This window comes from Chryseobacterium bernardetii, assembly GCF_003815975.1.
Taxonomy (GTDB): Bacteria; Bacteroidota; Bacteroidia; order Flavobacteriales; family Weeksellaceae; genus Chryseobacterium; species Chryseobacterium bernardetii.
Genome location: NZ_CP033932.1, coordinates 445009 through 459568 on the forward strand (window position 1 = coordinate 445009; position 14560 = coordinate 459568).

General features: G+C 33.5%; 17 protein-coding genes. 15 read left to right on the forward strand and 2 right to left on the reverse strand.

Going from position 1 to position 14560, the window contains the following annotated elements:
- The first annotated feature begins 55 nt into the window (after nt 1-55).
- Nucleotides 56-1402 carry a EutP/PduV family microcompartment system protein gene (locus EG339_RS02025; RefSeq protein ID WP_123868641.1) on the forward strand — a complete coding sequence of 449 codons (1347 nt, stop codon included), beginning with the start codon at nt 56-58 and terminating at the stop codon, nt 1400-1402.
- 89 nt (nt 1403-1491) lie between these two features.
- Complete coding sequence (locus EG339_RS02030; protein ID WP_123868642.1) at nt 1492-2343, forward strand: AbiJ-NTD4 domain-containing protein; 852 nt, start codon at nt 1492-1494, stop codon at nt 2341-2343.
- 173 nt (nt 2344-2516) lie between these two features.
- On the opposite strand, the gene EG339_RS02035 is transcribed toward EG339_RS02030, so the two are convergent.
- On the reverse strand, nt 2517-2750 hold the full coding sequence (locus EG339_RS02035; protein ID WP_123868643.1) for a helix-turn-helix domain-containing protein: 234 nt from the start codon (nt 2748-2750) through the stop codon (nt 2517-2519).
- A gap of 277 nt (nt 2751-3027) precedes the next feature.
- Here EG339_RS02035 and EG339_RS02040 point away from each other — a divergent pair, with 277 nt between their 5' ends.
- Together EG339_RS02040 and EG339_RS02045 are read left to right on the forward strand one after the other, a co-directional pair.
- On the forward strand, nt 3028-3552 hold the full coding sequence (locus EG339_RS02040; RefSeq protein WP_123868644.1) for a hypothetical protein: 525 nt from the start codon (nt 3028-3030) through the stop codon (nt 3550-3552).
- A 161-nt stretch (nt 3553-3713) separates the two neighbouring features.
- Nucleotides 3714-4259: a hypothetical protein gene (locus EG339_RS02045; RefSeq protein WP_123868645.1), complete on the forward strand. Its 546-nt coding sequence runs from the start codon at nt 3714-3716 to the stop codon at nt 4257-4259.
- A gap of 152 nt (nt 4260-4411) precedes the next feature.
- Here EG339_RS02045 and EG339_RS02050 read toward each other — a convergent pair whose 3' ends face one another.
- Entirely contained in the window at nt 4412-4840 is a 429-nt protein-coding gene (locus tag EG339_RS02050; RefSeq protein ID WP_123868646.1) for a CBS domain-containing protein, read from the reverse strand.
- Between the two features lie 424 nt (nt 4841-5264).
- On the opposite strand from EG339_RS02050, the gene EG339_RS02055 reads away from it, so the two are divergent.
- The 11 genes from EG339_RS02055 (at nt 5265) to EG339_RS02105 (ending at nt 14430) form a co-directional block, all read left to right on the forward strand.
- A complete protein-coding gene (locus tag EG339_RS02055; protein WP_123868647.1) occupies nt 5265-6440 on the forward strand; it encodes a T9SS C-terminal target domain-containing protein in 1176 nt (391 codons plus the stop codon).
- A 45-nt stretch (nt 6441-6485) separates the two neighbouring features.
- Complete coding sequence (locus tag EG339_RS02060; RefSeq protein ID WP_123868648.1) at nt 6486-7145, forward strand: DUF2461 domain-containing protein; 660 nt, start codon at nt 6486-6488, stop codon at nt 7143-7145.
- A gap of 226 nt (nt 7146-7371) precedes the next feature.
- On the forward strand, nt 7372-7998 hold the full coding sequence (locus tag EG339_RS02065) for a hypothetical protein (protein WP_123868649.1): 627 nt from the start codon (nt 7372-7374) through the stop codon (nt 7996-7998).
- Between the two features lie 284 nt (nt 7999-8282).
- Nucleotides 8283-8708 (forward strand): DUF1801 domain-containing protein, encoded by a 426-nt coding sequence (locus EG339_RS02070; protein WP_123868650.1) that lies wholly within the window; start codon nt 8283-8285, stop codon nt 8706-8708.
- Nucleotides 8709-8776: 68 nt separating this feature from the next.
- Entirely contained in the window at nt 8777-9541 is a 765-nt protein-coding gene (locus EG339_RS02075) for a hypothetical protein (protein WP_123868651.1), read from the forward strand.
- Between the two features lie 62 nt (nt 9542-9603).
- Nucleotides 9604-10281, forward strand: a complete 678-nt coding sequence (locus tag EG339_RS02080; RefSeq protein ID WP_228459688.1) for a phosphodiester glycosidase family protein — start codon at nt 9604-9606, stop codon at nt 10279-10281.
- Between the two features lie 99 nt (nt 10282-10380).
- Nucleotides 10381-10920 (forward strand): dihydrofolate reductase family protein, encoded by a 540-nt coding sequence (locus EG339_RS02085; protein WP_123868653.1) that lies wholly within the window; start codon nt 10381-10383, stop codon nt 10918-10920.
- Between the two features lie 52 nt (nt 10921-10972).
- On the forward strand, nt 10973-11755 hold the full coding sequence (locus EG339_RS02090) for a hypothetical protein (RefSeq protein WP_123868654.1): 783 nt from the start codon (nt 10973-10975) through the stop codon (nt 11753-11755).
- A gap of 63 nt (nt 11756-11818) precedes the next feature.
- Nucleotides 11819-13429 (forward strand): serine hydrolase, encoded by a 1611-nt coding sequence (locus EG339_RS02095; protein WP_123868655.1) that lies wholly within the window; start codon nt 11819-11821, stop codon nt 13427-13429.
- A gap of 82 nt (nt 13430-13511) precedes the next feature.
- On the forward strand, nt 13512-13895 hold the full coding sequence (locus EG339_RS02100; protein WP_123868656.1) for a 5-carboxymethyl-2-hydroxymuconate Delta-isomerase: 384 nt from the start codon (nt 13512-13514) through the stop codon (nt 13893-13895).
- Nucleotides 13896-13926: 31 nt separating this feature from the next.
- Entirely contained in the window at nt 13927-14430 is a 504-nt protein-coding gene (locus EG339_RS02105) for a DinB family protein (protein ID WP_123868657.1), read from the forward strand.
- Nucleotides 14431-14560: the final 130 nt, after the last annotated feature.

The following is a 14560-nucleotide window of genomic DNA, read 5'->3' on the forward strand; positions in this document are numbered from 1 at the left end:
TGGAGCGGTTTTTATTTTGGATTTTTTCTATATTTGAAAAAAATAACCATGATTTATGAAACAACATTATCAATTAGAAGATATTTTCACTCCAAGCCAACCAGCCGACGTAACATTTGTTGAAAGAAGTGAAATTAATAAAAGACTTGAAAGAGCATTAAAAACTCCGGGTAAGCAAATAATTCTATATGGTTATTCAGGTGTTGGTAAAACAACATTATTAGCAAACAAACTTAAAGAATCCCAAATAAAGTACATAAAAACTAATTGTATTACTGGGATGACAATTAATGATATTATTATCGACGCATTTAATCAGCTTGATATATATTACCCTATAGAGAAAAGTAAAAGTAAATCTAATGGTGGTGGATTAGATTTAAATGTATCTTTCTGGGTTATTAAAGCTGGACTAAAAGACGAAAGTAAATTAGAAACAAAACACTCGCACAAACGTGCTGTGGAACTCCCAATAACTCCTCAAAATCTAGCTAAATATATAGGTTCTAAAAATTTATGTTGGATTATCGAAGATTTTCATAAAATTGAGGAAAGTCATAAAAAGCAAACGGCTCAAATTATGAAAGTTTTTATGGATTCTTCCACAGAATATAATAAACTAAAGATAATTGCCTTAGGCGCGGTTAATTCGGCAAGAGAAGTTGTTCAATACGACCCAGAAATGCGTAACAGAATTGCAGAATTAGAGGTACCATTGATGGATATTCAAAATTTAAAAAGAATCATCTCTAATGGAGAAAAATATTTAAATATTGAATTTGATGATGCAATAAAAAATAGAATAAGTACTTATTCCAGTGGACTACCTTCAGTTACACATAATTTATGTTTAATTATGTGTGAATTAAATAATGTAAGAGAAACTCAAACTACCAAGAAAAATATTTTTTCAAACAAATTTAATGAGGCAATGGAAGAATTTTTAGAAGAAAATTCTGATTCTTTTAAAAACATTTTTGAACATGCTACAAAAATTATCCATAAAAGAAAAAATGAAAATCCTCTTGATTTATTAAATGCAATAATTCAATTAAATAAAGAAAATTTTTCCATATCAGAAATTAAAGATATACTTCAAACAATCGATCATTCATATATAGGAAATAATTTAAAGAAATATATTGATGAGTTTTGTTCGCCTTTAAGATCAGAAATTCTAAGGTTTAACGAAAACTCAAATAAATATTACTTTTCTAATCCCTTTATAAAAGCATATATACAATGTGTTATAAACAAAGATGTAAATATCAATAATAATAGTTTTAAATCAGAAGACTTCAAAGAAGAATTTAAAAATATTTTAAAAATTGAGTTGAGTTTGGCTAAAAAGGCTTTTATGCTTGATTTTGGAGACGAATTTGGAAGTTTTGAAGACTTTTAGCCTTCTTCAAATGAACCATTCTAAAAAGTGATTGTTTTCTTCCAGTGGAAATATAGTTTAAAATTTACAATAGTAATTAAATCTACATTATGAAATTCTCAGAAAGGATTGGAAAAAATAAAGTTAAAAAAATTATTCAAATTGATGAAATTGATGAGGAATTAAAGAACTCTCTTTGGAATGCAGTTACTTTTTATTATTGGGATATAGTGCAAGAATCATTTATTAGTTCTAATAATAAAACTGTATCAACATTTTTAACTAGAATATGGATACATTATTTCAAGAGAAGAGTTGATGAAATGCCTAAATATTTTAGAGAATTGCATAGAGACATAAAAGACTTCTTTTTTAATAGTCCTTGGTATGAAGTTTATGATTTTATTGAGTTTCTTCCAAGTAATTACAATTTTAATAATTATGATGATAGTTATAACACTAGTTTTATAAACTTTTGTAATAAAATATTAAAAGATGAGCTATCAGGTTATCGTTTTGTAAATAATATGATAACGCCAATAACAAACGAAGAAGAATTATTATCTGTAAATGCAGTTTTACAAAATACAGATAATTTACAAACTATTAATTTGCATATTACACGAGCTATAGAATTATTTTCAGAGAGAAAAAATCCAGACTATAGAAATTCAATAAAAGAATCAATAAGTGCAGTTGAAGCTTATTGTGCAATTATTACTAATGATCAAAAAGCAACTCTAGGGCAAGCTTTAAAAAAATTAGAAGATAAAACAAAAATTCATTCTGCATTAAAAAAGGCTTTTTCAAACCTTTATGGTTATACTAGTGAAGCAGATGGAATAAGACATGCATTACTTGAACAAAATGACTTACAACAGGAAGACGCTAAATTTATGTTGGTCTCCTGTAGTGCTTTTATAAATTACCTAGTAGATAAGATTAGTAGAATTCAACAATAGTTTAATATACAGCTAACATCTATACTTACTGCCTGCCAATTTCAGATACCTCGGTACGCAAAGCCTCTTGGCTTTGCGCAAATAAAATAAAACCAATCCATTAAAAATAAGCTCCGAAGCCTGATGACCTCGGAGCTTATTTTATATTTTAGTTAAAGACAAATCTAGGATTTTTAATCAATTTTAAAATCCAATAAATCTTTAGGCAATACATTTAAGCCTCTAGCCAAATCAATTAATGTAGTAAATGCAAAATTTCTTTTTCCATTTTCTATATCACTTACTGTAGCCTTAGTAATTTTAGAACTATTTAGAACAACATCATCTTGCGTAAGTCCAGATTTAAGTCTTAAATCTTTAACGTGTTCTCCAAATTTTTTTAGTATTTCATCTTGTAAAACGTCCATTTATTAGCAGTTTATACAAAGGGCGTAATTTTTTTTACAAATCTTGTTATAAGTACTTGTAACAAAATGAAAATTTCTTATATTTGAAAAAGATTACTCTTAGAATAATTTTACGATAGCTCAACGAGATATAGAAACGCCACAATGAGTAAAATCTATTGTAGGTATAAAGATTAAAAAAACACAAATTCTATCATATTACCCTTGGTTCGTATGGGCAGGAAGTTCAGGTATTGCCGGGGCTTCCTCCTTTACAACTAGTAAAAAACACAAAAACATGACAAAAACCAAAGCAGATATTCAACCCCAGTCTGGGAAAAGCAAAAAAAAGCGCAACGGCTTACAGCGGATAGAAACCTTCTTCCAGTTCAATGATCTGGAAACCTCCAAAAAGACGCTAAACAACATTATGAATCATGCCATAAAAAGAAATAGCCGGATCAACGAAGATCCGTCCGTTATCTATCACTTTCACCAGTGTATGAAGACTTTTGTACAGGCAGGCTATCTCATGGCACTGAAGGAAAAGAAACAGGATTTCAATACTAAGGCACAGGAAGTCTCCCCACCAATTTTTGGCTTATTGTCTGAGAAAGAATACCAAAATCCTTTGCTCGTCTTTAAAAAAGCATTCAGAGAATACAGCGTACAGGAATTTAATTATTTTTTGTCCGGAATGGTCTATTTCTCAATGGGTATCTATGACAAACTACCAGAAAGGAACATTATAAACCCATATATTCATCTGCTTAAAATGCTGGATGCAGCATATCTTATTATTGAAAGGAAAGGGAAAATATAAAAATACATGTTTGGAACATCCAACATTTATACTTGTTGAAAAAATGCCGGCCATTATTTAAAATCATCAACACTCTAATTTTTATCCCCAAACTTTCTCTTATCTTTGTTTCAATAATGTTCTGATCGAAGCTAACGACGTAGTAAAACCAAACATAAAATATGACAACAAAAGAAGAATTCTGGGACAGGAAAAGGAAATTAAATGATGATTTTTTCGTAATGGGCTCCGTGGCAAATCCTGCCACCGAAGAACAGATTACAAAGTATGAAGAAAGCACAGGGTTTACATTCAGTGAAGATATTAAGGATTTTTTGACAACATTTGGCTCCCTGCTTTTTGAAGTTAAAGAAGAAATATGGAAACGGCCGGAAGAATTTGATGTTCTGCCAAGCTGGAAATTCGGATACGGCTTCTTTGTGTATGGCCTTTCCCAGGATGAGGAAATGCCTTCATGGATGGGTTTTGAAGAAAAACATGCCGAAGCCCTTGAATATAAAGAAAAACCACTGGGACAATTATTCTTTAAACGCAGCGGCAACCTCTACCGGGCCTATACCAACAATGGAGTGATCAAAATTGAATATGACAAATATGACGAGGAAGATTATGAAGTTTTTGAAGGAAATATTTATGACTTCTTAATCAGGGAAATTGACAAATTAGAAGAAGATTACAAAGAATATATCAACGAAGGAAAACCCTGATTTGAATTACTCAATGGCACAGGCATCGCCCTCATACCTTCAATAAAAAAAGAAATCCGAAGTCTCCACTTCGGATTTCTTATAACTAATATGATGATATTTGAAATCTAACAAACCCTGTATAAGCAGTTCACGTAAACTTAAAACCGGGCTTAATATTGTTGTAATAAATACTTTAAAATATCTGTAGTAGTCACAATACCTTTTAGATCACCATTTTCTACCACAGGAACAGAATGGAAACTATGTTCAGATAAAATCTCTGCTACTTCTTTTATGGTAGTCTCAGGATTTACAGTGAGGGGAGCTTTTGTCATCACCTGCGAAATTGTAAATACATCATATACCACTGCTGATACAGGAACATCTTCAGCATCATCCGATTCTTCTACATCTGCATAGCTGATCTTTAACAAATCACTATAACTTAATACTCCTAATAACTTTTGATTTTCAACAACCGGAATATGCCTTATTTTATGTTTTTTAAATAAATTTTCAGCCTCATACAATGATTGTTTAAGATTAAGTGTAATCAGTTCTTTAGTCATAATTTGGGAAACTGGAACTCTTTGTTTCATAACATTTTTGTTTTAGATTATTGTGATCATTTACAATGAAAAACGAACCATAAATCCTTTTTTCATACTCAAAGTTAGCGAAGAAATACCCGCAACATCATACAATTACAGCTGATATTTATCAATTTTCCCCTTTGTATGATATGTCAAATATCATGGTTCCATTTTTATAATTTTTCTAAAGATTTTCTAATCTTAACAGATAATTTTCAGGACCTTACCAAAAGACAACCTTTTTTTACATACAAACAAAGCAGACAATAATATTGTAAAAAATATCTTTAATATGACTAAAAGCATTTTAGAAATTCTCTTCAACTTTTCCTTATCTTTAAACCAAAATTTTCTCTTGAAGCACCTGCTAAGAAAAGACCTCGGCTCATCATTAGAAATTAATAAAACCAAATACTAAATTGTAACACCATTGAAAACAAAATTATTATTCCTTTCATTATTGGGTTCATTCTTAGCCTATACACAGACACTTCATTTTAAAAATCTCGCTAATATGTCTGCAGGCAGAGGAGCCATAACCAGTGTAATTGTGAATGATAATATCTATGTGAGCAATGGATATCTGGAAAAAGGAGGTAACGCCAATTATATTGAGAAATATAATATTGCTGATAACACCTGGAGTATTGTCAATTCTAATCTCCTAACCAAAAAATTTGCGAATTCTGAAACTTACGATAATAAAATCTATATTTTTAACGGTTGGGGAAACAGCCATCTTGAAATTGTAGACCTTGCCACCAATACAATAACGAAGGGCGCTGTTAACCGTTCCTATACGGGAAATGCAGGTTCGGCCATCCATAATGGCAAAATATATGTCTTCGGCGGCAGCGGGCTGAACGGCGCTGCCACCACTAAATTTTCTAACAGATTTCAATATTACGATATCGCTTCCGATACATGGCATCCGTTACCCGATATGCCCACAGCCAGAGAAACAAAAGGCAAAATTGTGAATGATAAGCTTTATGTCATTGGGGGCTTCAATGGTACCTCATCCCGCCTGATCAATGTTTACGACCTCAACACTAATCGCTGGACCAATCAATATACAATGCCGGCCGGGATATCCGGACATTCATTAGCCGTATCCGGCAATAAGATTTTTATTGCAGGAGGGTATAATAACCAAACCTTTCTGGCCTATTTTGATACTGCAACCAATAAATTCCATCAGTTATCATCCAATATGATCCCCAGAAGACACGCTGCAGCGGAAGTATATAATGATAAACTATACATTATTGGCGGAAGTACAACCTCACTCACCAGCTCAGCTATTAAAAGCATACAAGTGGCAGATATTAATGAAAGTATACTCTCTTCAAATACTGCTGAAGAAGACTATGAGACTAAAGCAAGAGTGTATACCAATGTATATAGAGACGGCTTTGTTATCAGTAATAAAAATAATAGCAATCAATTTGAATACACTGTTTTTACAATAGATGGCAGGCAGGTTAGCAAAGGTTTTGCCTATTATAACAGAAATATAGATTTAACAAAAGTGGAAAAAGGAACTTATATTTTCACATATAAAAATGAGCAGGGAATTGTGCAAAAGATTAAAGTAATGAGATAATAAATTTGTACACAGACCTATAATTTCCAACCACCATCTATCCTTATGAAAAAAGCATTTGAATTCCTCAAACAATTAGAAAAAAACAATACCCGCGAATGGTTTGCCCAGCACAAGTCTGAATATGAACCAATTGTAAAAGAAAACAAAGTTTTTTTTTACCAGATCTATACTGAGCTACAGGAATATGATAAACTGAAAGGAATTCATATTTTCAGGATCTACAGGGATGTTCGTTTCTCAAAAGATCAGAAGCCGTATAAAACCAATTTTGGTGTGGGATATTCCCGCGTAAAACCGATGTTGAGAGGTGGATATTATATTCATCTGGAACCCGGCAACAGTTTTGTAGGCGGCGGCTTTTGGGCGCCTGATGCCAAGGATCTGCTCCGCATCCGGAAAGAATTTGAGACCAGCACCAAGGAAATAGACAAAATTACTTCAGATAAGACCTTTGTAAAATATTTCGGGGAACTTAAAGGGGATGCTGTAAAAACGGCTCCGCGGGGTTTTGATAAAAACCATCCAGCCATAGAGTTAATCAGAAAAAAACAATTTGTAGTGATGCGAAAATTTACTGATGAAGAGGTCTTCTCAGATACTTTCCAAAAAGAAGCCGTAAAAACATTACTGGCCATGCGTCCTTTTTTTGACTATATGAGCGAAGTGCTTACAACGGATCTTAATGGAGAGCCTTTAATTTAAAATATGCCTTAAACAATGCAATATTACAGACATCTCTTCCTGTTTTTCACAGCATTCCTCTTCCTTACCAATGATCTATTTATAACGGGAAATTATTTGAAATTTCTGATGCTGTTACAGCTATTTTGAAAAATTAAAAGTAAAGACCACAATTGGTTTATAACCATCTACAGATCATAAGATAAAACTTCCTATATTTATTTACCGTTAAAATTTATTAACCCTAATGTTCAAAATCAAAGACAAATTATTTGATATTCAATATGCTTATCTGGATGCTTTTGTAAACTCCGATCATCAATTGGTTTTTGGACTGCAGATTAAAGCCACGGGCACTGATAAGATTCCTGATCATGAAAGTGATGATACTTCAGACCTGTTTTTCCCGGAAGACGCGTTATTTTTCAACTCAGAAATATTATTAAAGGTCAATCCTAATGAAATAGAAAGATGGCAGGATATTGCCGGAAGAATAATTGAATGGAAAGATTATCCGGAAGACGAACAGGAACCCCACGCCCTGTTGTATGTTTATGAGCATACCGAAATATATAATGCAAAAATTGAGCTTCAACCGTCAGAAGATAAGATTATTGTAAAAATTAAAGCAACCTGTGATATCTATGCAGGAGAATCTTTTTCTGATAATCTGCCTTTAGAAGTTGAAACTGAAATTGACTTTTACGGAATACTTTGCGGCAAAGGCACTTCTGAAGAACAGTGCTTTAAAAAAGTAAATCCATACCTCGATACAGATACCTTAAAAGTTGTCCGGAATAAGTACGGAGTATCCATTGCAGTTCCGAAGGATACAAATATGGAAACCAATTTACTCATATTAGCAGACTATTAATTTTATTAGATTTGCATTCTTTAAATCTGTATATTTAATTCATATTCATAATAATACAATATGGCCTTCAGATACAGATTCATTGTTATTTTCTCTTTCTTCATTGATTCTGCATATAAACTTATTGAAATAGGGGAATAACTACCAGCAATTTTTACTTCCCGCCATTCAAAACTCAATGCAGGGAATTTGTTGTATTATTTTGTATAACAGGCAGCGTTTTCATAAAACAAAAGCATCTCTGAAAGACTCACTTCAATTTACAGTATTAATCCTTATTCACTATGACCATCCAACAACAAATCTCCGAATACATTAGCAGCCTGCCTGAACCAAAGCGTACAGATATGTATGATCTTCACCTCCTTTTACTAGAGATTATGCCGGATGCTAAATTGTGGTTTCTTGATGGTAAAAACGATGAAGGTAAAACCGTTTCCAATCCGAATATCGGGTATGGCCTTCAAACAATGCAATATGCAGACGGGAAAACCAGAGAGTTCTACCAGATCGGAATGAGCGCCAATACCACGGGAATATCTGTTTATATCATGGGAATAAATGATAAAACCTATTTATCCAGAACCTATGGAGCAGAAATAGGAAAAGCCAGCATAACCGGATATTGTATTAAATTTAAAGCCCTGAAAGACATTAACATTGAAGGGCTGAAAGCAGCTGTACAATATGGCTATAGGCAAAAATTTTAATTTTGCAGCAAATTAATCTACTTTTACAGCTCACAAACTCTATTTCATTTTATTATTTTTAATTTCAAATGCACAGATTATTCATTCTATTTTTTACTTTTTTAGCTATAAGAATTCTAGCCACAGGCCAGGAACCTGATAAGATCATCATCAACAATAAAGAATACAATTTATTAAATAATCCGCTAGAGAAATATTTTACAGAGCATCCTGAGCTCCATCCTATATACGGTTCTGAAAATACAACTAAAAAGAATGGAAAAGAAAAAGTAGTTTTTATAGGGTCAACATCTAATTATCGAGGGTATATTGCAACCTTTAAGATTGAAAGTAATATTTTAAGCGTAGTGGATATTCGCATTATGAATGTAAACTCCAAAGAACATGAATATATTTCTGTGTTCAAAAAAATCTTCGACAACAGAAAAGTAGTTCTTAACTATTCCGGAATATTAGTCATACCAACAGGTAAAATGCTTGAGGCAGCCAGTTTCGGTTATTCTTCTCTACATGAGAAATATCGCCTTATAAGCATTCAACAAGATAATGTAGTGAAAGAAAAAGAAATTGATAAAGATGATTTTATCCGTTTTAAAGTCAGACAATTTATAGATTTCAAAAAAACCGAAGAATATAAGACTGAAGTAAAAAACTATTATAGGAATTGGAGTATGGATAAAGAATGGGATCTATCAAGAAAAAATACCCGCAGAATGTCAAAAAAAGAGATTATTGAGTTAAAAAAACAATACGAATGCCCACCTAATGAGGACTATATTGATAACTATCTTTTTGTAGTTTCAAATCTAGACTTTATTATGACAGATTATTAAAAACCTTTTAAGAGTACTACCTGATGCTGATAAAACATAATTACTTTCTAGTTCTTCTACTCATGCTTTTTATCTCCTGTAAAGAAAAAATACAGCATGATGAAAGCTTTGTCATCTATCAGGTGAATCCTAAAAAGCAGAATTTAAAATTATATTGGAAAAACAGTAAAGATGAAATTCTAAAGAGTATCAGCAATCTGAAAAAAGATATAGAATCCCGAAATGAAAAATTAGTTTTTGCCATGAATGGCGGAATGTTTGAGGCTGATAATACTCCAAAAGGACTATATATAGAAAACTCCAGGATACTGAAACCGCTGGATACATTGCAGGGCTCCGGAAATTTCTACCTACAGCCCAATGGAGTATTTTATATTACCCAAAACAACCATCCGGGAATAGCCGAAACGAAAAAATTCAGGCAAACGGCAGCCATCCGATACGCTACTCAATCCGGACCGATGCTATTAATGGACGGCAAGATCAATCCTATCTTTCAAAAAGACTCTAAAAACCTGAATATCAGAAACGGTGTCGGTATTTTAGAAAATGGCGAAATTATTTTTATAATGTCTAAAAAAGAGGTTAATTTCTATAGCCTCGCTCAACTGTTTAAGGAAATGGGATGTAAAAACGCTTTATATCTTGACGGGTATGTTTCCAGAGCTTATCTTCCTGAGAAAAAATGGGCTCAGACCGATGGAGACTTTGGAGTAATGATAGGAATTACAAAACCTTAATAAAGATCATTTTTCTTAAATATCTTTTTTCCATAGTAAAATATACTTAACTTTCTTCAGTATTTTTAAAGACAGATTAACCTCAATTTACTATTAAACATGAAAAAAATCATATTAGACCTGGCTACAACCTTAGATGGATTTATTGAAGGACCCAACGGAGAAATAGATTGGTGCATCATGGATGATGATATGGATTTTGATGGTTTCATATCCGGAATTGATACCATTTTCTATGGAAGGGTAAGCTATGATACATGGGGAAATTATAAACCTGATGAAAATGCCGCTCCGGAAGAAGTGGATTTCTGGGAAGCCATTCATGCAAAGAAGAAATTTGTATTTTCAAGTCAAGACCGGGAAGATGAGAAGGCAACATTCATCCATTCTGATCTTGTGGAAAAAGTTTCGGAAATTAAAAAACAGGGAGGAAAAGATATCTGGCTGTATGGCGGGGCGGGTCTTATCAAGACTTTTATTCAGAATAACCTGATTGATGTGTACAGGATATCTGTGCATCCGGTTGCTCTAGGAAGCGGAAAACCTCTTTTTGAAGATTTAAAAGAAAGGTTAAATTTAAAGCTCGTTAAAACGAACGTATTCAAATCCGGTGTTGTACAGCTAATTTATCACCCATAGCCTGCAATTGCCATTTAAGGCACAGAAAATAACAAATAAGCTAAGCCATACTATGAAAGCAAAGATTATATCAGTAACTTTATTTGCACTCACTACCCATCTTTTGTCCGCCCAAAATATATCCGCTATTGAAAAACAGCTGAATAGTGCTTTCCAAAGAATTGATTATTGGTCTTCCGAGGGCAGGGATCATAAAGACGCTTATGATTCATTAGCATCTGCCAATACAAAATTTGAAAATTTATTAGTCAGGTATACTTCTACTCACCCTGAAACCCTTCACCATGATTTTAAATCTTTAGAGAAAACCGGGCTTATTACGGCAACCTCCGAAGATGGTAAATTCCGGGTGTATTCATGGGATACCCAGACAGGCGGAACCATGCATTTTTTTAAAAATGTCTACCAGTACGAAACTGCTGATAAAAAAATACATTCTAAAGCTGTGGAGAGCCAGGGCGAAGGAGATCCGGGGCGCTATTATTATCAGATCAATGATATTATTTCAGAAAACAAAAAATATTACCTTGCCCTAAGTAAAGCGATCCTAAGTTCCGGGATGAGCTATCATGCCATTAACATTTTTTCTATAGATAAGGGCCAACTGAATGATAAAGCCCAGCTCATTAAAACCCAAAGCGGAATAAAAAATCAGTTAAGCTATGAAGTAGATCTTACCGCCTCTGCCAACAGACAATATGAAGGAAGAGATCATGAAATAGAATATGACAAAAAAAATAAAATCATCAGTATTCCTTTAATACAGGCAGATTCCAGGATCACTGCTAAGAAGATCCAATATCAGTTTAAAGGAAAGTATTTTGAAAAATTATAGATCCTATTTTATAAGCAGGATGTAATAAAGATTTGTTCTCAACTGTCTTATCATAAAAAATACATGAGACTCATCCTAACATGCCTTATCGCAGTATTGGCAGCCAGCCCTGTTTTTTCGCAGAAGACTAAACAGCTGGAACAATTATTAGCGGCTTATGACAAAGCAGACAAATTCAGTGGTACCGTTCTTGTGGCCGAAAAAGGGAAAATCATTTTTGAAAAAAGCTATGGCTACAGAAATGCACCTAAAAAAGAAAAAAATACGAATAACAGCCTTTACCGGATTTTTTCCACCACAAAAATGTTCACGGCCACAGTTATTCTGAGACTGGAAGAAGAAGGAAAATTATCTATCAACGACAAATTATCCAGATATTACCCGGATTTTCCCAAAGGTGACAGCATTACAATAGCCAATCTCCTGTCTCACACCTCCGGAATTCCCAATGAAACAGGCTCAGAAAATACGGTAGATGAGCAAACATTCATTAAATTTATTTCTGCAAAACCATTAAATTTTTCTCCAGGTAAACAATGGGATTACTCCAACTCCGGGTATTATATACTTGGATACATTATAAAAAAAGCCTCAGGAATGGAGTATGAAAAAGCTATTGAAAGCTATATCCTAAAGCCTCTGCAAATGAGGCATACCGGCTTTCAATTTAATAGGGTTACTGATGAAAATAAAGCCTTTGGATATGAATTTTTATCCCCTAATAAGTCCAGCGAAGCCTTACGTTTTAAAACCGATCATCCATTTGCTGCCGGGGCCATGTATTCTACCGTTGAAGATCTTTTCAAATTCAATGAGTCTTTTAAAACCAATGCTATTCTTAAAAAGGAAACCATTGAAAAAATGTTTATCCCTTATCTTAATAATCATTATGGATTGGGTACCGATACCCTGCTCAAAGATGGTAAGAGCAGAGTTGGCCATGATGGCGGCGGACCAGGTTATCGAAGCAGGTATTACAGAATTCCGGAAGATGATATTTGTATTATTGCAATATCTAATTCTGAACTGGCTTATACGGATAACATTGTACCAAAGATTGAAAACATACTATACAACAAACCTTACAGCATCCCAACAGCAGCCAAAATTAATCCCAAAGAATTAAAGAAACTGGAAGGCATCTATTCTGCAGAAACCACAGATTTTTATATAACTGTTGTAGACGGGCAGGTTATCTTCAGGGAAAAAGGGTATCCAGCAATTTCACTATTCCCTGTCAGCAGTACATTATTCCAGTTTGATGATAATATAACATTCAACTTCAAAAAAGATGAAACAGGGCAGATAAATTCACTTACAGTTAAATTCCGTGACGGAAATATAAAAACAGGCATAAAGAAAACTGCTAATTATTTATGGGGAATCATTGGAAATGCAACTCCGGGCGGATGGGACGGAAAAGATACTCCATTGCAGACAGATCCTAAAAACCCGAATCTTTATTTTCTTAAAAACTTTCATCTGAAAAAGGGTAATCTAAAATTCAGAGTAGATAATAATTGGGGATACAATCTTGGCTTAAACAACGATGGAAAAACCGTTGCTCTTAACGCTTATGATTTCCCGATACCGGAAGACGGACAATATGACATTGTCTTGGATATGTCTGATCCTGTAAAGCCTCAATACAGCATTAAAAAATCTGTTTTGTAAGTTCTAGAACAGTCTTTTATTTGAAACAGGGATTCATATTTTTCTTATTTTTACATGACAAAAATCATATCACAAAACATTTATGCCTCATTTTATAATAGATTGCTCACAGGATATTCTCCAAAAAAAATCTCCGAATGAAATAATGGATGCTGTATACAATGTGGCGGAATCAACCGGCTTATTTGCTGCCAATGATATTAAAGTAAGGCTGCAGCCTTACCAGTATTACCGGCTGGGAGAAGGTAAAAAAAATTTCCTTCATGTCTTTGGATATATTATGCAGGGGCGGAATACAGAACAAAAGGCTGCTCTCTCGAAACAAATTACCATACGCCTTACGGAATTGCTGCCCGAAATTTCATTCCTGTCAGTCAACATCAGCGAGTTTGAAACTGCTACTTATAGTAACAAGGCCCTCATTAATCCTGAAAACACTGACCACGACCGTCATTTTGGACTTTAACCACCATTTTTAACCACAAAATATACATAATATGAGCTTAAAAACATTAATCACTAAAACCGTTGAGTATAACAATTGGGTTGTTAATAAATACATTGACTGGTTATCCACAAAATCCGACGATCAGCTTAATCAGGAAACTATTTCCAGCTTTCCAACCATTTTAAAAACCCTGCATCACATCTGGCAGACTCAGGAATACTGGTGGAGCTACATTGCAGAAAACAACGATTTTGATTTTGCAAAAACGGCTGCTGAAACCAGCAAAGAAGAAGTTTTTATAAACCTAAAAAACAATTCACAGAAACTGGTAGATTATGTGAAAAGCTTATCAGAAGAAGATCTTTCAAAAAATGTAAAAATAGAATCCCAATGGTTTCAATGCGACTTTTCAAAATATGAATATATTCAACACGCTATTCTTCACGGAACCTATCACAGAGGACAAATTGTAACCATGGGCCGTAATATAGGAATTACAGATGCTCCTATGACCGATTTCAATTTCTGGAATATTTATAAAGATAAGGAGTAACTTTTTTGATCTTAAATGAATGAACGAGACAACTTTTTTCACTCATAGCCGGTCATGCCCTTACCTTTCAGTTCGCTTAATAACCACGGAGTTCTCTTCTACTTTAAATATTTTAGTATCTTTTGCTTAA

Excerpts from the sequence above, each read along its gene's own strand:
- EG339_RS02040 (WP_123868644.1), top strand. The coding sequence starts at position 3,028 with ATGACAAAAACCAAAGCAGATATTCAACCCCAGTCTGGGAAAAGCAAA.
- EG339_RS02045 (WP_123868645.1), top strand. The coding sequence starts at position 3,714 with ATGACAACAAAAGAAGAATTCTGGGACAGGAAAAGGAAATTAAATGAT.
- EG339_RS02095 (WP_123868655.1), top strand. The coding sequence starts at position 11,819 with ATGAGACTCATCCTAACATGCCTTATCGCAGTATTGGCAGCCAGCCCT.
- EG339_RS02100 (WP_123868656.1), top strand. The coding sequence starts at position 13,512 with ATGCCTCATTTTATAATAGATTGCTCACAGGATATTCTCCAAAAAAAA.
- EG339_RS02025 (WP_123868641.1), top strand. The coding sequence starts at position 56 with ATGAAACAACATTATCAATTAGAAGATATTTTCACTCCAAGCCAACCA.
- EG339_RS02105 (WP_123868657.1), top strand. The coding sequence starts at position 13,927 with ATGAGCTTAAAAACATTAATCACTAAAACCGTTGAGTATAACAATTGG.
- EG339_RS02090 (WP_123868654.1), top strand. The coding sequence starts at position 10,973 with ATGAAAGCAAAGATTATATCAGTAACTTTATTTGCACTCACTACCCAT.
- EG339_RS02075 (WP_123868651.1), top strand. The coding sequence starts at position 8,777 with ATGCACAGATTATTCATTCTATTTTTTACTTTTTTAGCTATAAGAATT.
- EG339_RS02035 (WP_123868643.1), bottom strand. The coding sequence starts at position 2,750 with ATGGACGTTTTACAAGATGAAATACTAAAAAAATTTGGAGAACACGTT.
- EG339_RS02050 (WP_123868646.1), bottom strand. The coding sequence starts at position 4,840 with ATGAAACAAAGAGTTCCAGTTTCCCAAATTATGACTAAAGAACTGATT.
- EG339_RS02080 (WP_228459688.1), top strand. The coding sequence starts at position 9,604 with ATGCTTTTTATCTCCTGTAAAGAAAAAATACAGCATGATGAAAGCTTT.
- EG339_RS02085 (WP_123868653.1), top strand. The coding sequence starts at position 10,381 with ATGAAAAAAATCATATTAGACCTGGCTACAACCTTAGATGGATTTATT.
- EG339_RS02060 (WP_123868648.1), top strand. The coding sequence starts at position 6,486 with ATGAAAAAAGCATTTGAATTCCTCAAACAATTAGAAAAAAACAATACC.
- EG339_RS02065 (WP_123868649.1), top strand. The coding sequence starts at position 7,372 with ATGTTCAAAATCAAAGACAAATTATTTGATATTCAATATGCTTATCTG.
- EG339_RS02030 (WP_123868642.1), top strand. The coding sequence starts at position 1,492 with ATGAAATTCTCAGAAAGGATTGGAAAAAATAAAGTTAAAAAAATTATT.
- EG339_RS02070 (WP_123868650.1), top strand. The coding sequence starts at position 8,283 with ATGACCATCCAACAACAAATCTCCGAATACATTAGCAGCCTGCCTGAA.